The organism is Brevundimonas sp., assembly GCF_029945885.1.
Taxonomy (GTDB): Bacteria; Pseudomonadota; Alphaproteobacteria; order Caulobacterales; family Caulobacteraceae; genus Brevundimonas.
Genome location: NZ_JAQSDK010000013.1, coordinates 30,700 through 45,551 on the forward strand (window position 1 = coordinate 30,700; position 14,852 = coordinate 45,551).

Consider the following 14,852-nt stretch of genomic DNA (forward strand, 5'->3'; position numbering starts at 1 on the left):
GCGGTGGTTGGGGCGGTCTTTGGAGCGGTCATCGGCGGCTGGCCTCCGGCACGTGGCGGTTGAACCAGGCGGCGACGCCTTCCAGTCCGGGCGCTTTCAGATTGGCGTTCAGATGGGCCCACATGCGCGGCATGAAGGCACGGTAGCGGGGTTTGCCGTCGCGGGCGATCAGCCGGGCAAAGACGCCGAGGATGCGCGCCTCGTTGAGGGCTGCCAGACCGGCGTAGGCCTGCAGGAAGGGGGTGCGGTCGAGGTCGGGGCGCAGGGCGAAATAGTGGTCCAGCGCGAGGCGTTCCAGCTCGGGCGAAACGTCGCGACGGGCGTCCTGCAGCAGGGAGTGCAGGTCCCAGGACGGATGGGCGCGGACAGCATCCTGGAAGTCGATCATCCCGGCCCGGGCCGGACCGGCGCGACCCGGCAGCCAGATCAGGTTCTCGGCGTGATAGTCGCGGTGGGCCATGACCGTGGCCCCGGCGGCTCCGGCGGCGACGACCGGAGCCCAGGCGGCGTGCCATTCGGCCACGGCGGCGCTGTCGAAATTCAGGGCCGGGTCGAGTTTCGGCAGCCAGTCGACGAACAGGTCGGCCCCGCCCTGCAGGGCGGTCTCGTCATAGGGCAGCAGCGGCCAGTCCCCGGCTGGGCCGGTCAGGACGGCGGGGGTCGGGGCCGCATGGATGCGGGCCAGGGTCTCGATCGCGGCCAGATACAGGGGGGCGGGGTCGGCTCCGTGTTCGATGACCCGGGCGAACAGGTCGTCGCCGTAGTCTTCAAGCACGGCCAGACCGGCGGGCGCGTCAATGGCCACGATCTCCGGGGCTGACAGACCCAGGGCGCGCAGATGGGCGGCGACGGCGGCGAAGGCCTCGATCCGTCCGGCCGACAGACGGGCCACGGCGTTCCAGCCCTCGGTCCGGCGGCGCTCGGGTGTCCACGTCGGATCGCAGGGCGCGCTCTCGGCGGCGGGGGGCTGATCCATCAGCATCAGGGAGGTGCCGGTCGGTGTGGTCAACCGCTCGTAACGGCGGGTCGAGGCGTCGCCGGGCAGGGGGGCGCGCACGGCGGCCGCGAGGCCGGACGCCTTGAGGAAGTCGAGACGCTGGTGTTCGCGGTCAGACATGGACATCGGTGAGTTTGGCTTCCCACGAGCCTACGCCGGAAACGGTCGCAAGGCGACCGTCGACACCGTCGAGGCTCTGTTCGGACAGGGTGATGGTCAGGCGGTCGGGGCCCAGCATGGCGGCGGGGTCCTCGCCGAGGCGTTCGGGCCATTCGATCACGGCGCAGCCCTCGTCCAGCGCCTCGTCGAGCCCGATCTCGAAGGCCTCTTCCGGGCGGGACAGGCGGTAGAGGTCGAAATGGGCCACCGGCGGGTCGCTGTCGTAGAACTGGACCAGGGTGAAGGTGGGCGAGGGCACATCCTCGTCCGGGGTGGTCAGGGCGCGGATCAGGCCGCGGGCCAGGGTCGACTTGCCCATGCCGAGGGGGCCGTACAGCAACACCGACTCGCCGGGACTCAACAGGGGGGCGATGGCCGCGCCCAGTCGGGCGGTGGCGTCGGCGTCGGACAGGGTGATCCTCATGCGAACTCCGCATCCGGGTCCTGCGACAGCGCCCGTTCGGTGAAGGTCTTCAGCGCCAGGGTCGCCTCGACCGCGTCGGCGGGCAGGCCGGCCGGATCGACCGGGCGGCCGACATGCAGACGGAAGGCCTTGCCCTGTTTGTTCAGCAGCTCGTGGAACAGGGTGATGTCGCGCAGCTCGTCGGAGATGCGGTGGAACAGGTGGAACAGGTGCGAGCGCGGTCCGGCGACGTGGATCGGCACCACCGGGGCCGCGTATTTGCGGGCCAGGGAGGCGGCGGTGGCGGCCCAGACCGGATCGGCCAGGGCCCGGTCCGGCCCGATGCGCGAGATGCGCCCGGCCGGGAACAGGACGACGCAGCGTTCGGCCTCGAACGCCTCCTTGGCCGCCAGCAGGGTCAGGCGGGTCTTTTCACGGGTGCGTTTGGCCACCACCCATTCGACTGGAATCACGGTCTCGGACAGGCGCGGGGCGACGCGCAGGGCGTCGGCATTGGCGAAGAAGATGGCGTCGGGCCGGCGGCGGCTGACCGCGTCATGGACGGCGATACCGTCGGCGATGCCGGTCGGATGGTTGCAGACCACAACGCAGCGGCCGGTGGCGGGGATGCGGTCGAGATTTTCGGCCGAGACCTGCAGCGCCAGGAGGTTGGACATATGGTCGAGCGCCTCCAGCCCCGACAGCGGGCCGACGGCATCAGCCATGATGCGGGCGTGGCGGTAACCGAGCAGCCGGTAGAAGGCGGGGCGCAGGACCGGCCAGAACACAGACCCGGTCAGCCGGGGCGCGCGCTCGGCGATCAGCACATCGCAGATGTGGGCGTCCGGTCTGGCGGGGGCGGTGTCGGTCATTCGATGCCGGTTGTCGCCGCTCCTGTCGCGCACGGCAAGCGACTTGGCTTGCGGCGGAGGAGTGTTAAGGCTGACGGGAACGACAGGGGAAAGCGCATGACGATCCGGGCCGGACTTGCAGGGGGTGCCGCGGCGCTCGCGTGGCTTGTGGGTGTGACCATGGCTCCGGCCCAGACACCACCGGCCAGCGCCGGGCAGTCCGGACCGGTGTTGAGTCCGACGGCTTCGGGGGGGCTGAGTCTTGACCAGCTGGCGATGATGGACCGGGTGGGCGACCCCCGGCTGTCGCCGGATGGGCGCCGGGTTCTCTATTCCGTGCGCACGACCGACTGGGCCGCCAACCGCGGCGCGGGGTCGGCCTGGGTGATCGAGGCCGACGGCGCGAGCCGACGCCTGCCGGCGTCCGAGGGCGGCGTCTCCAGCGCGCGCTGGAGCCCGGATGGCCAGGCCATCTATTTCCTGTCGTCGCGCGGCGGCTCCAGCCAGGTCTGGCGGACGGACCGCGACGGACAGGCGGCGACCCAGGTCACGACCCTGCCGATCGATGTGACCGCCTTTCGTCTGACCCCCGATGGCCGAACCCTGGTGGTGGCGATAGCGGTGTTTGCCGACTGCGACGACCTGGCCTGCAGTAACGACCGGTTGAAGGCCGAAGCGGCCGCGGTCTCAACCGTACGCGCCTTTGACCGGCTGCCGCTGAGGCCCTGGGACAGCTGGAACGACGGCCGTCGCAATCATCTTTTCGCCATGCCGCTGAACGCCTCGGGTCTGGCCGCCGGCGAGGCGCGCGACCTGATGGCCGGAGTCGATGGCGATACGCCGGGGCGGCCGCAGGGTGATGAGGGGGAATTCGCCATCTCGCCCGATGGTCGCCGCATCGTCTTCTCGACCCAGATGCAGGGCCGGACCGAGGCCTTCACCAATGACACCGATCTCTACAGCGCCTCGATCGAAGGTGGACCGCCGGTCAATCTGACGGACGGCAATCCGGCACCGGACAGCAATCCGGTCTTTTCGCCCGACGGTCACCAGCTGGCCTGGCTGGCCGGCCGCCGCGAGAATGTCTTCGGTGACCAGGCCGTCGTGATGGTCGGCAATGTCGACGGATCGGGCGCGCGGGCGCTGGCTCCCGGCTGGGACCGTGGCCCCGGCGGCCTGCGCTGGCGCTCCGACGGGCGCGCCCTGTATGTCGTCGCCGCTGAGAACGGCCAGCAGAAATTGTTCGAGATCGATGCCCGGACCGGAGCCGTGCGGACGGTCACCGGTGACGGCACGGTCTCGGGTTTCGATGAGGTCGGCGGGCGGCTGGTCGTCGCGCGGGACGGGTTCGGCGGGCCGGCCCAGATCGTCGACGCTTCGGGTCCGGCCGGGCGGCCCCTGACGCGGCACAATGCCGAACTGCTGGCCGGGGTCGACCTGCCCGCGGCCGAGCCCTTCACCTTCGCCGGCTGGAACGGCGAGCCGGTGCAGGGCTGGGTGTTCAAACCGGCCGGCTATGTCGAGGGGCGACGCTATCCGGCCGTCTATCTGATCCATGGCGGGCCGAAATCGCCCTGGACCGACGGCTGGAGCTATCGCTGGAACCCCCAGATCTACACCGGGGCCGGCTATGCGGTGGTGATGGTCAATTTCCACGGCTCGCCGGGGTTCGGTCAGGCCTTCACCGACGCTATCAATGATCACTGGGGTGACCGCCCGCTGGAGGATCTGCAGAAGGGCTGGCAGTCCGCCCTGGCCGGCAACCGCTTCATCGACGGTGACCGGGCCTGTGCGGTCGGGGCCTCCTACGGCGGCTATATGGTCAATCTGATCGCCGGCAAATGGAACGGGCCGTGGCAGTGTCTGGTCAACCACGCCGGTGTGTTCGATGTCGGCCAGCTGATGAATGCGATGGACATCGCCACCTTTGTCGCCGAGTTCGGCGGCCCCTCGTGGGAGCGGGCCGACCTGTATCGCGAATTCAGCCCCAATACCTGGGTCGACGACTGGTCCAAACCCATGCTGGTGTTGCACGGCTCGCGCGACTTCCGGGTGCCGATCGAACAGAGCCTGGGCACCTTCTCCGCCCTGCAACGGCGCGGCATCGAGAGCCGTTTCGTCCTGGCCACCGACGAGAACCACTGGGTGCTGAAGCCGCGCAACTGGATCGACTGGCAGCAGGAAATCCTCGACTGGACCTCCGCCCACACCCGGGAGGAGGCTCCGGCGGCCGAAGAGGTACCGGCGCGGCCCTGAACTTCCACCGGCGGTCGGGCGGTGCTAGGCCAGCGCCCAGCTGAAGCGTTTAAGCCATGAGGAACCTGTCCATGCGTCATCGCTCACTTCTCGCCTGTGCCTGCGCCGTTCTGGCGCTGGCCGCGGCCGTTCCAGCCCTGGCCGAGGCCCCGGCCGCCACGGCCGCGACGACCGCCGCCGCCCCCGAGGGCCATGCGGCCTTTACCTACAAGGAGCTGATCGGCCTGAACCGGCTGGGGGATCCGCGAGTGTCGCCGGACGGTCGCCGCGTCGTCTATTCGGTCACGGCCACCGACGTCGACGCCAACCGCCGCTCGGGCAGCCTGTATATCCGTGACGTCGCCGGAGACGCCGCACCGGTGCGGCTGGCGATCTCGGACGGCGGGGCCAATACGGCGCGCTGGGGCGCGGACGGCAATTTGTATTTCCTGTCCGGCCGATCGGGCTCCAGCCAGGTCTGGCGCGCCGGTGCCGACGGTGCCAACCCGGTGCAGGTCACCGACCTGCCGGTCGAGGTGAATGCCTATCGCCTGAGCCCTGCCGCCGACCGCGTGGTCGTGTCTCTGGCGGTTCATCCCGAGTGCGCCGACCTGGCCTGTAGCGTCAAGGAGGCCAGGGCCGAGGAAGAGCGTCAGTCGACGGGCCGGGTCTATGACCGGATGTTCGTGCGCCACTGGGACACCTGGAACGACGGCACCCAGAACCATCTGTTCGTCCAGGACATCGGGGCCGACGGCCATGCCGCCGGCGATGCCGTCTGGGTGACCCGCGGTTTCGACGGTGACAACCCGTCCAAGCCGTTCGGTGACGAGAGTGAATTCACCTTCGCCCCCGACGGCCAGTCGATCATCTTCTCGGCGCGCGAGGCCGGATCGTCGGAGCCGTGGAGCACCAATTTCGACCTCTACCAGACCAACGGGATCAGCGATGACGGGGCCTTCGTCAATCTGACCGAGGCCAATCACGCCTGGGACACCGGGCCGGTCTTCTCGCCCGACGGCCGCACCCTGGCCTATCGCGCCATGGCCCGGCCGGGTTTCGAGGCTGACAAATTCGCCATCTTCCTGCGCGATGTCGCCACCGGCCAGACCCGTCAGATCGCGGCCAACTGGGACCGGTCGGCCGACAGCCTGCAATGGTCGGCCGACGGCTCGACCCTGTACGCCACGGCCGGTGACGTGGGCCAGACCCGGATCTTCGCCGTCGACACCCGCAACGGGGCGGTGACCCCGGTCACCGGCGAAGGCCATGTCTCGGCCTTCGACCTGACGCCGACCGGGATCGTGTTCGCCCGGGACGCCCTGAACGCGCCGTCGGACCTGTACTTCAAGGGCTATCGCAGTCGCGACGCGGTGCGCCGCCTGACCGACGTCAATCCGTCGCTGGACGACCAGATCTTCGGCGAGGCCGAGCAGTTCACCTTTGACGGCTGGAACGGCGAGACGGTCCACGGCTATGTGATCAAGCCCGCCGGCTATGTCGAAGGCCAGAAATATCCGGTCGCCTTCCTGATCCACGGCGGCCCCCAGGGCTCGTTCGGCAACAGCTGGTCCTATCGCTGGAACCCCTCGACCTATGCCGGGGCCGGCTATGCGGTGGTGATGATCGATTTCCACGGCTCGACCGGTTACGGCCAGGCCTTCACCGACTCGATCAGCCAACACTGGGGCGACCGTCCGCTGGAAGACCTGCAGAAGGGCTGGGCCGCGGCCCAGTCGCAGTACAGCTTCCTCGACGGCGACAATGCCTGCGCCCTGGGGGCCTCCTACGGCGGCTATATGATCAACTGGATCGCCGGTAACTGGCCTGACGCGTTCAAATGCGCGGTCAACCATGACGGTGTCTTCGACACCTTCGGCATGGGCTATGCGACCGAGGAGTTGTGGTTCACCGAATGGGAATACGGCGGCACGCCGTGGGAAAACCCGCGCGGCTACCAGGAGTTCAACCCGGCCAACCACGTCGACCGGTGGCAGATGCCGATGCTGGTGGTCCAGGGCGAGCGCGACTACCGCATCCCCACGGCCCAGGGTTTGTCGACCTTCACCGCCCTGCAACGGCGCGGCATCGAGAGCCGTCTGATTGTCTTCCCCGATGAGAACCACTGGGTGCTGAAGCCGCAGAACAGCCTGCAATGGCATGATGAGGTGTTCGGCTGGCTGGCCGCGCATCTGAAACCCGCCGACTGATCCCGACGCCGGGACCGGACAGCAGAACGGGGCGCGGCTCACACCGCGCCCCGTTTGTCATTCTGCAGGTTCGCCCGCTGGTTCAGTCGAGGGCGGCGCGGGCCTGAAGCGTCTGGTTCAGGCGGGTGTGCTCACGCTCGGTCATGCAGCGCGGCGCGTCCCAGGTCTCGCCGGCGGCGCGGGCGGCCTCGGCCTCGCGCGCGGTGACGAAGACCGGCGGTGCGCCGAACTCACGTGTATAGGCCTGCCGCGTGGCCCGATCGGTGCCGCACAGCATGACGACGCGCTCCGCCTGCAGCGTCTGTCGCGCGTCAGCCCGGGCCGTTGGCTGGCCGGCGAGGGCCGGGGCGGCGGCCGACAGGGTCAGGCCCAGCACCACTCCGAGGCCGGCGAGGGTCCGTGAATTCATGCGCATCGTGTCTCTCCCTGGAACAGAATTAGATCAGCATCCGGATCGATAATGCGCTCACCAATCTCAATGTAAAGATTATACGACAGTTCAAAGTATGAAATTTGACAACCGGCGGTTTATGTTCGGGAATCGCGTCCGGGGCGTGAGCCGGGACGGTGTTTCGTGCGTATCTGTCAGAGCACTGGCGGGAGCGAAGGGACGGGATGACGCGTAGAGGCCTGATTGGACCGGCTGTGGGAGCCCTTGTGGCCGCCTGTTCGCCGCTGGGTATGTTGAACCGGTTCGGGCCTCGCGATGCCGGGGTGCGCCGTGTGGCGCAGGATCTTCCCTACGGCGACGACCCGCGCCAGCGATTCGACATCCACGCGCCGACGGCGATCGGCATCGACGGTCTGCCGACCCTGGTGTTCTTCTACGGTGGGGGTTGGGATTCGGGATCGCGCACGGTCTACGCCTGGGCGGCCCAGGCCCTGGCGGCGCGCGGCTTTGTCGTGGCGGTGCCGGACTACCGGCTGGTGCCCGAGGTGCGGTTCCCGGCCTTTGTCGAGGATGCGGCGGCGGCGACGGCGGCGGTCGCGGCGGTGTCTGGCGGTTATGGCGGCGACGCCGGCCGTCTGGGGGTGCTGGGCCATTCGGCCGGGGCCCACCTGGCGATGATGATCGCCCTCGACCGCCGCTATATGGCGGCAGTGGACCGGCCCGGTCTGATCCGGGCCGCGGCGGGTCTGGCGGGCCCCTATGAGTTTCTGCCGTTCGATGTGGCGGCCTCGGTCAATGCCTTCGGACGCGTCCCCGACCCGACCCTGACCCAGCCGGTCACCTTTGCCCGGGCCGACGCCCCGCCGTTGTGGCTGGGGCACGGCACCGCCGACACCGTGGTGCATGACGAGGACACGGTGATCCTCAATGACCGGATGCGCGCCCTGGGCGGGCGTTCGGAAGCGCATCTGTATCCGGGGCTGAACCACGCCGACCTGATCTCGACCTTCTCGCCCCTGTTCCGCAAGAAGGCTCCGGTGCTTAACGACGTCAGCGGCTTCTTCCGGCGCGAACTGGGCTGACGCGAGGCAAGCGTCGCCGTCTCGCCAAGGTCACGATCTTCCGCTAGTGGAGGTCATGAAAAAAGCAATGACAGCCCAGGCGGCTCTGGACCGCCTCGAATCCCACTATAATCAATCGGTCGCCAACCTGCGGGACGCGGTTCGCACCTTTATCGCCACCGGCGAGCGCACGACGCCCGAGGCCCGGGCCTCCGGCCTGTTCACCTATCCGCAGCTGCGCGTCAGCTGGTTCGGCGAGCGACTGGAAATCCAGCCGATCCGGGCCTACGCCCGGCTGTCTCGGCCCGGGGTCTATTCGACCACGGTGACGCGGCCAGACCTGTTCCGCACCTATCTGGAAGAACAGCTGACCCTGCTGGAAGAGGACTATGGCGCGACCTTCGAGGTCGGACCGTCGGACCAGGAAATTCCCTTCCCCTATGTGCTGGACGGTTCGGACGTGGTGCTGGACCGCAGCCAGACGGCAGCCATCGCCCGCTGGTTCCCGACCACGGACCTGGCCCATATCGGCGACGAGATTTCGGATGGCCTGTTCGACCTGGCCGAGGATTTCCCGCTGTCGCAGTTCGACGCCCTGCGCACCGACTTCTCGCTGGCCCGGCTGCGCCACTATACCGGCACCCCGGTCGAGGACGTGCAGTCCTATATCCTGTTCACCAACTACCATCGCTACGTCGACGAATTCGTCCGCTGGGCCTGTGTCCAGCTGGCCGATCCGGACAGTCCGTACGAGACCCTGTCCTGCGCCGGCGGTGTGGTGATCACGCGTGACAATCCCGACCCCGAACTGGCGGTGATGGACACGGCCTGGCGCAAGCACCAGATGCCCGCCTACCACCTGACCGCGCCGGGCTGGAAAGGCATCACCCTGGTCAATATCGGCGTCGGCCCGTCCAACGCCAAGACCATCTGCGACCACCTGGCCGTGACCCGCCCCCATGCCTGGCTGATGATCGGCCACTGTGGCGGCCTGCGTCCGAGCCAGACCATCGGCGACTATGTGCTGGCCCATGCCTATCTGCGCGACGACCATGTGCTGGACGCGGTCCTGCCGTCGGACATTCCGATCCCGTCGATCGCCGAGGTGCAGCGCGCCCTCTATGACGCGGCCAAGATGGTCTCGGGCGCGCCGGGCGAAGAGGTCAAACGCCGGCTGCGCACCGGGACGGTGGTGACCACCGACGACCGGAACTGGGAGCTGCGCTATTCGAAGTCGGCGCTGCGCTTCAACCAGAGCCGGGCCGTCGCCATCGACATGGAGAGCGCCACCATCGCCGCCCAGGGCTATCGCTTTCGCGTACCCTACGGGACCCTGCTGTGCGTGTCGGACAAGCCGCTGCACGGTGAGATCAAGCTGCCGGGCCAGGCCAACCGTTTCTATGAGGGGTCGATCTCGGAGCATCTGCAGATCGGCATCCAGGCGGTGGACCTGCTGCGGGCCGAGGGCGACAAACTGCATTCCCGCAAGCTGCGCGCCTTCGACGAGCCCCCGTTCCGCTAGGGCTCAGACCGGTGGGCGGCGCAGCAGATAGAGGCCGAAGTCCACATGGTCGCCGCCGAATTCGAACATCATCCTGACCCGGTCGGCCGAGGTGCGCACGGCGGCGGCCTCGGGCGCGTCCGGATGGTCGGCCAGCCAGGCGCGGGCGGCGCTGTCTGCGGTGCCGAGATAGTGGTCCATCGCCGCCTGCGGTGAAATTTCGGCGTGGACGACCTCGAATCCGGCAGCCCGGGCGTCGCTGCGCGTGCCGGCGTCGCTGGTGAAGCGGTTGGTCAGTTCGAAGATCTGGCGCACCGGTTCCGGCGGCTCCCCGGTCCAGATCAGGTCGCCCCACAACAGCCAGCCGCCCGGTTTCAGATGGTTCGACAGGGCGGTGAAGATGGCGGCGGGCTCCAGCCGGCCGTCCCCGGCGGGATCGGTGGTCCCGGTCGCCACGATCAGATCCTGCGGCTCGAGGTCCGCCAGCACGGTGCCGGAGCGGGCCTGATACAGTCTGATGCGGTCGGCGGCCGAAGAGGCGGCGATCCGGCCGCGTGCGATGTCGGCCATGGCCGGATCCAGTTCGACGGCGGTCACCGCCAGGCCGAAGGCCTCGGCCAGACGGACCGCGACGGCCCCGTTGCCGGTGCCGATGTCCAGGGCCCGGGCCCCGGGTTTCAGGCCGGTACGCAAGACGGCCGCGTCGATCGTCGCCATGTCCAGCGGGTTGCAGACATCCAGCTCAGCATAGGCGAGGCAGTGGTAGTTGACGGATGACGACATGGCCGCACGATACGACGGGCACCGGCGGCCCGCCCTGTGAAAAGTGCTTTACAATGCAAAGTGCCAATGTCACTGTCAGGGCGAACAAGAGGTGAAAATCATGACAGACAACCGCCATTCCACCGCCCACGACGATATCGCCTATATGCGCGCCATGGCCCAGGAGGGGCGGCAGGCACCGCTGTTGAACGGCCCCATCATGGTGGCTGCGGGCCTGATTTTCGGAGTCGCCAATCTGGCCCAGTGGGCGATCGTCAGCGGCCTTGTGGTCGTCGACCCCATTGTCATGCTCTGGGTCTGGCTGACCGCGGGGGTTGCTTTCTCGATCGCCCTGTTCTTCCTGATCCGTCGGGCCAGTCGCAAACCCGGCTTTGGCTCGACCGGAAACAGGGCCGTAGGGGCCGCCTGGTCCGCCCTCGGCTTTGGCATCTTCGTCATGTGGCTGAGTCTGATGGCCGTCGGTTTCACCAGCAGAAACTGGGAGCTGATGTGGGCCATGCCAAGCATCGTTGCGACCACCTATGGAACCGCCTGGATGGTTTCATCTGCCTTCTCATCACAGCGCTGGATGACGGTCGTGGGCTTGATATCCTATGCAGGAGCGATCGCCTGCGGTGCCTTGATCGGTAACCCGGCTATCTATCTGGTCTTCTCCGCCCTGATGGTTCTGACGGGCCTTGTTCCCGGGCTGGCGCTGATGCGTGAAGAACCCGCCGAGGTGATCTGATCATGGCCGCGTTCGATATCGGCCAGATTGACGACGTCATTCACGGCCGGGTGCGTCTGGGTATCATGGCCTATCTGGCCGGGGCGGACAGCGCGAATTTCAACGAGTTGAAGGATCGGCTGCAGACCACGGACGGCAATCTGTCGGTCCATCTGCGCAAGTTGGAGGACGCGGGGTTCGTGGCCGTGACCAAATCGTTCCAGGGCCGCAAGCCGATGACCCGGGCGAGCATGACCGAGGCGGGACGCAAGGCCTTCGTCGCCTATCTGGATGCCATGTCGGGACTGGTCGCCGACCAGACCTGATCGCAGATCGGCCGGTGGTTCCAAGTGGGCCACCGGCGGTCTATGCAGGGGGATGAGTAGCCGTATCCTGCGTTTCGACGCCCTCGACAATTTTCGTGACTACGGGGACTACGCCACGGCGGCCGGGTCCCGGATCCGGCCGGGACGACTGTTGCGCTCGGCCCATCATGCGCGGATGAGCCCGGACGACCTGGCGCGATTGGCAGTGCTGGACATCGGCACCGTCGTCGATCTGCGCCGGCCGGTGGAGCGGACGCACCAGCCGTCGCGACGACCCGAGGGTTTTACCGGTGCCGTGATCGAAAGCGATCTGGACGCCGTGGGCGAGGCTCCGCACATTACCTTTCTGAAGACCGCCGACCTGACGCCGGACTCCGGCCGACGCTTCATGACCGAGACCTACCGCAAACTGCCGTTCGCCGCGGCCCATCTGGACCTGTTCAGCCGCTATTTCCGGGCCCTTGCCGACAGTGACCGGCCGGTTCTCATCCATTGCGCAGCCGGCAAGGACCGGACCGGCATGCTGGCCGCCCTGACCCACCATCTGCTGGGGGTCGGCCACGACGACATGGTCGAGGACTATCTGCTGACCAATGTCGCGGTCGACCTGGAGGCGCGGGCCCCGACCATCGCCCGGCAGTTGGAAACCATGACCGGTCGCCCGGCCGCCCATGACGCGGTCGTGGCCTTCATGGGGGTGGAGCCCGCCTATCTGGAAGCCGCCTGGGCCGCGATCGACGCCCGCTACGGGTCGGCCGACGCCTATCTGGCCGAGGCCCTGGGCGTCGACGCGGCGCTGCGTGAGCGGATCGGCACGCGTCTGTCGGCATGACCGTGCCGCTCCGCGTCCTTCATGCGCGGGACCTGCCGTGGTGTGATCCGCTGGTCGTGGCCGCGGGGTTGAGGGATCGTGACGGGGCCCTGGCCCTGCTGTCCGATGGTGGCCCGCTGGGTCGCTGGTCATGGGTGGCCTGCGATCCGGACCGGATTCATATCGGCCCGGTCGAGCCCGCGCACCCGTTCGCCGCCCTGCGCCGACCCGAATTCGCGACCGCCACCGTCGGCCTGGTCAGCTATGACGCCGGGGCGCGACCGGCCACCGGCGCGCGCTCGGAGGTCTGGCCGGACCTGATGCTGGCCCGCTACCCGGCGATGCTGGGGTTTGATCATCAGGCCCGCCGGGTGCGGGTCATTGGCCGGGGTGTCGATGCCGCCGCGGCCGGTGCGGCCGCCGATGTCGCCGCGGGATGGCTGCAGACCACGCCCCGGCCACCCGTGCCGGACGCGCCGGCCCTGGCCTTCACGCCCGAGGCCCCTGATCAGGCCTATCGCGCGGCGGTGGCCGATGTGGTCGCCCGGATCGCGGCCGGGGAATTGTTCCAGGCCAATATCGCCCGGGCCTGGCGCGGAACGCTGGCCCCGGGTGGCGAGCCGTTCGATGTGATGCTGCGCCTGGCCCGGGGGCGGGCCGCCGCCTACGGGGCCTACTGGCGGCTGGGGTCGCGGGCACTGGTGTCGAACTCGCCGGAACTGTTCCTGGCCTTCGAGGCCCGGAACGGGCGGGTCGAGACGCGACCGATCAAGGGAACCCGCTCGCGGGATGCCGACGCCGTGCGTGACGCCGCCCTGGCGCGCGACCTGCAGGCCAGCGCCAAGGACCGGGCCGAGAACCTGATGATCGTCGACCTGATGCGCAACGACCTGTCGCGTGCGGCCCGCCCGGGCACCGTGCGGGTGGAGCGGCTGTTCGAGATCGAAACCCTGCCGACGGTCCATCATCTGGTGTCCACGGTGACCGGCGTGGTCCGTCCGGAGGTCAGCGCCGCCGACCTGCTGGAGGCGACCTTCCCTCCCGGTTCGATCACGGGGGCCCCCAAACACCAGGCGATGAAGGTGATCGCCGCCCATGAACCCCCGCGCGGCCCCTGGTGCGGGTCGTTGTTCCTGGTCGACGACGAGGGGGGACTGACGGCGTCGGTCCTGATCCGGACCGCGAGTTTCGAGCGGAAGGACGGGGTCTGGCGCTACCGAACCCTGGCCGGTGCGGGCATCGTCGCTGACAGCGAACCCGAGGCCGAACTGCAGGAGACCACGGCCAAGATCCGGGCCCTGCGCGAGGCCCTGATCGGGGATCAGGGCGTGTAGGCGACCATGTCGACCGTTCTCGGCCGCAGATAGTAGGTCTGGCTGAAACGGGTGATCGCCGGCATCAGATAGTCGACCGGCGAGTCATAGTCATAGGTCGCCTCGGTCATGATGACGCTCTCGCCGTTGGCGATCAGACCGTCGGGAATGACCACGGTGCTGCCGGGGGCCCGGGGGGACATGCCCGATCCCTGGCTCCAGTCGACCTTGACCACGCCGGAGGCATTGCGGGTCAGGCTGGAGGCCCGCTGATTCAATGGCGTGCTGGAAAAGGGTTTCATCACCAGGTCGCCGACCTTGAACATGTCGGTCATCTGGCTGGACCGGATCGAGTCGCTCTGGGCCACCAGGTCGGCGACCACGGCCGAGACGTGGCCCATGCGTTTCTGCGCCATATAGCCCTGGCAGAACTCCGCCAGACCGAAATAGAAGGCGATCATCACCGGGGCGATCAGGGCGAACTCGACCGCCGACACACCGCGAAGGTCGCCACGCAGGCGGGTGAACAGCGATTTGCGCGGCGTCGCCATCAGTTGAACGGCTCGTTGCGGAAGACGGCGGTCGCGGTGAGATAGGCGGAGCCGTCCCTCAGCCGCGACAGGCCTTCGTTCATGAACGGCGTGACCAGGGGCTGTTTGTACCAGACCCGGACCAGCATCGTGGTGCCGGCGGCCCCGTCGTCATAGCCGAGGCTGCCGGTCTGGAAGGTGCCCGAGGCCATGGGGTCGGGCGGGTTGGGTGTGGTGAAATTGGGAATGACCCGGACGTCGACGGTCGCCCGGGCGTTGCAGTCGGCCTGGAAGATGCTCATCCGGTCGCACAGGGAGGTCTTGAATTGCGCAGCGGTCATGGCCGAGCTCTCGGCCCGGCCGGTGCGGATCAACCGGGCGGTTTCAGCGGTCGCATTCTCGAGGACGGAGTCGATCACGAAGACCAGGCCCAGTTCGAGAATGGCGAAGATCATGAAGAAGAAGGGCAGGGCCACCATGGCGAATTCGACTGCGGTCGATCCGTCCCGGGCGCGCCAGAATCCGCTGCGCCGGCGGCGGGCGGATCGGGACGGGGCGGTCGGATTGATCATGGC

Annotated in this window: 15 protein-coding genes; 8 read left to right on the forward strand and 7 right to left on the reverse strand. The window is 68.3% G+C overall.

The window, feature by feature from the left end:
• Window positions 1-28: 28 nt before the first annotated feature.
• Genes amgK through PSV00_RS06710 form a run of 3 tightly spaced genes read right to left on the reverse strand, consistent with a single transcriptional unit; the run spans window position 29 to window position 2,431 of the window.
• Window positions 29-1,117 carry an N-acetylmuramate/N-acetylglucosamine kinase AmgK gene (gene amgK, locus PSV00_RS06700; RefSeq protein WP_300445940.1) on the reverse strand — a complete coding sequence of 363 codons (1,089 nt, stop codon included), beginning with the start codon at window positions 1,115-1,117 and terminating at the stop codon, window positions 29-31.
• On the reverse strand, window positions 1,110-1,580 hold the full coding sequence (gene tsaE, locus PSV00_RS06705) for a tRNA (adenosine(37)-N6)-threonylcarbamoyltransferase complex ATPase subunit type 1 TsaE (RefSeq protein WP_300445738.1): 471 nt from the start codon (window positions 1,578-1,580) through the stop codon (window positions 1,110-1,112). The genes amgK and tsaE overlap by 8 nt, the downstream gene beginning before the upstream one ends.
• Window positions 1,577-2,431, reverse strand: coding sequence for a 1-acyl-sn-glycerol-3-phosphate acyltransferase (locus PSV00_RS06710; protein WP_300445739.1), 855 nt, complete (start codon window positions 2,429-2,431; stop codon window positions 1,577-1,579). The genes tsaE and PSV00_RS06710 overlap by 4 nt, the downstream gene beginning before the upstream one ends.
• 96 nt (window positions 2,432-2,527) lie before the next feature.
• Between PSV00_RS06710 and PSV00_RS06715 the strand changes: the two genes are divergently transcribed.
• Window positions 2,528-4,666 carry a S9 family peptidase gene (locus PSV00_RS06715; protein ID WP_300445740.1) on the forward strand — a complete coding sequence of 713 codons (2,139 nt, stop codon included), beginning with the start codon at window positions 2,528-2,530 and terminating at the stop codon, window positions 4,664-4,666.
• Window positions 4,667-4,737: 71 nt separating this feature from the next.
• The gene (locus PSV00_RS06720; RefSeq protein ID WP_300445741.1) at window positions 4,738-6,855 is read left to right on the forward strand and encodes a S9 family peptidase; all 2,118 of its coding nucleotides are present in this window, start codon (window positions 4,738-4,740) and stop codon (window positions 6,853-6,855) included.
• Between the two features lie 82 nt (window positions 6,856-6,937).
• Here the strand turns inward: PSV00_RS06720 and PSV00_RS06725 are convergent, their stop codons facing one another.
• Window positions 6,938-7,270: a hypothetical protein gene (locus PSV00_RS06725; RefSeq protein WP_300445742.1), complete on the reverse strand. Its 333-nt coding sequence runs from the start codon at window positions 7,268-7,270 to the stop codon at window positions 6,938-6,940.
• 200 nt (window positions 7,271-7,470) lie between these two features.
• Here PSV00_RS06725 and PSV00_RS06730 point away from each other — a divergent pair, with 200 nt between their 5' ends.
• Window positions 7,471-8,328 (forward strand): alpha/beta hydrolase, encoded by an 858-nt coding sequence (locus PSV00_RS06730; RefSeq protein ID WP_300445743.1) that lies wholly within the window; start codon window positions 7,471-7,473, stop codon window positions 8,326-8,328.
• A gap of 55 nt (window positions 8,329-8,383) precedes the next feature.
• Window positions 8,384-9,829: an AMP nucleosidase gene (locus PSV00_RS06735; RefSeq protein WP_300445744.1), complete on the forward strand. Its 1,446-nt coding sequence runs from the start codon at window positions 8,384-8,386 to the stop codon at window positions 9,827-9,829.
• Between the two features lie 3 nt (window positions 9,830-9,832).
• Here PSV00_RS06735 and PSV00_RS06740 read toward each other — a convergent pair whose 3' ends face one another.
• Complete coding sequence (locus PSV00_RS06740; protein ID WP_300445745.1) at window positions 9,833-10,591, reverse strand: methyltransferase domain-containing protein; 759 nt, start codon at window positions 10,589-10,591, stop codon at window positions 9,833-9,835.
• Window positions 10,592-10,691: 100 nt separating this feature from the next.
• On the opposite strand from PSV00_RS06740, the gene PSV00_RS06745 reads away from it, so the two are divergent.
• Genes PSV00_RS06745 through PSV00_RS06760 form a run of 4 tightly spaced genes read left to right on the forward strand, consistent with a single transcriptional unit; the run spans window position 10,692 to window position 13,768 of the window.
• Entirely contained in the window at window positions 10,692-11,318 is a 627-nt protein-coding gene (locus PSV00_RS06745; protein WP_300445746.1) for a hypothetical protein, read from the forward strand.
• A gap of 2 nt (window positions 11,319-11,320) precedes the next feature.
• Complete coding sequence (locus PSV00_RS06750; RefSeq protein ID WP_300445747.1) at window positions 11,321-11,623, forward strand: transcriptional regulator; 303 nt, start codon at window positions 11,321-11,323, stop codon at window positions 11,621-11,623.
• A gap of 52 nt (window positions 11,624-11,675) precedes the next feature.
• Complete coding sequence (locus PSV00_RS06755) at window positions 11,676-12,455, forward strand: tyrosine-protein phosphatase (RefSeq protein WP_300445748.1); 780 nt, start codon at window positions 11,676-11,678, stop codon at window positions 12,453-12,455.
• Window positions 12,452-13,768, forward strand: a complete 1,317-nt coding sequence (locus PSV00_RS06760; protein WP_300445749.1) for an anthranilate synthase component I family protein — start codon at window positions 12,452-12,454, stop codon at window positions 13,766-13,768. Before PSV00_RS06755 ends, PSV00_RS06760 begins: the two co-directional genes overlap by 4 nt.
• Here the strand turns inward: PSV00_RS06760 and PSV00_RS06765 are convergent.
• Window positions 13,756-14,298 (reverse strand): pilus assembly protein, encoded by a 543-nt coding sequence (locus PSV00_RS06765; protein WP_300445750.1) that lies wholly within the window; start codon window positions 14,296-14,298, stop codon window positions 13,756-13,758. The two genes, PSV00_RS06760 and PSV00_RS06765, sit on opposite strands and share 13 nt — an antisense overlap.
• Entirely contained in the window at window positions 14,298-14,849 is a 552-nt protein-coding gene (locus PSV00_RS06770; RefSeq protein WP_300445751.1) for a pilus assembly protein, read from the reverse strand. The genes PSV00_RS06765 and PSV00_RS06770 overlap by 1 nt, the downstream gene beginning before the upstream one ends.
• Window positions 14,850-14,852 lie beyond the last annotated feature (3 nt).

Bases quoted from the DNA above. Each gene is read 5' to 3' on its own strand.
- amgK (WP_300445940.1), bottom strand. From the start codon at position 1,117: ATGTCTGACCGCGAACACCAGCGTCTCGACTTCCTCAAGGCGTCCGGC.
- tsaE (WP_300445738.1), bottom strand. From the start codon at position 1,580: ATGAGGATCACCCTGTCCGACGCCGACGCCACCGCCCGACTGGGCGCG.
- PSV00_RS06710 (WP_300445739.1), bottom strand. From the start codon at position 2,431: ATGACCGACACCGCCCCCGCCAGACCGGACGCCCACATCTGCGATGTG.
- PSV00_RS06715 (WP_300445740.1), top strand. From the start codon at position 2,528: ATGACGATCCGGGCCGGACTTGCAGGGGGTGCCGCGGCGCTCGCGTGG.
- PSV00_RS06720 (WP_300445741.1), top strand. From the start codon at position 4,738: ATGCGTCATCGCTCACTTCTCGCCTGTGCCTGCGCCGTTCTGGCGCTG.
- PSV00_RS06725 (WP_300445742.1), bottom strand. From the start codon at position 7,270: ATGCGCATGAATTCACGGACCCTCGCCGGCCTCGGAGTGGTGCTGGGC.
- PSV00_RS06730 (WP_300445743.1), top strand. From the start codon at position 7,471: ATGACGCGTAGAGGCCTGATTGGACCGGCTGTGGGAGCCCTTGTGGCC.
- PSV00_RS06735 (WP_300445744.1), top strand. From the start codon at position 8,384: ATGAAAAAAGCAATGACAGCCCAGGCGGCTCTGGACCGCCTCGAATCC.
- PSV00_RS06740 (WP_300445745.1), bottom strand. From the start codon at position 10,591: ATGTCGTCATCCGTCAACTACCACTGCCTCGCCTATGCTGAGCTGGAT.
- PSV00_RS06745 (WP_300445746.1), top strand. From the start codon at position 10,692: ATGACAGACAACCGCCATTCCACCGCCCACGACGATATCGCCTATATG.
- PSV00_RS06750 (WP_300445747.1), top strand. From the start codon at position 11,321: ATGGCCGCGTTCGATATCGGCCAGATTGACGACGTCATTCACGGCCGG.
- PSV00_RS06755 (WP_300445748.1), top strand. From the start codon at position 11,676: ATGAGTAGCCGTATCCTGCGTTTCGACGCCCTCGACAATTTTCGTGAC.
- PSV00_RS06760 (WP_300445749.1), top strand. From the start codon at position 12,452: ATGACCGTGCCGCTCCGCGTCCTTCATGCGCGGGACCTGCCGTGGTGT.
- PSV00_RS06765 (WP_300445750.1), bottom strand. From the start codon at position 14,298: ATGGCGACGCCGCGCAAATCGCTGTTCACCCGCCTGCGTGGCGACCTT.
- PSV00_RS06770 (WP_300445751.1), bottom strand. From the start codon at position 14,849: ATGATCAATCCGACCGCCCCGTCCCGATCCGCCCGCCGCCGGCGCAGC.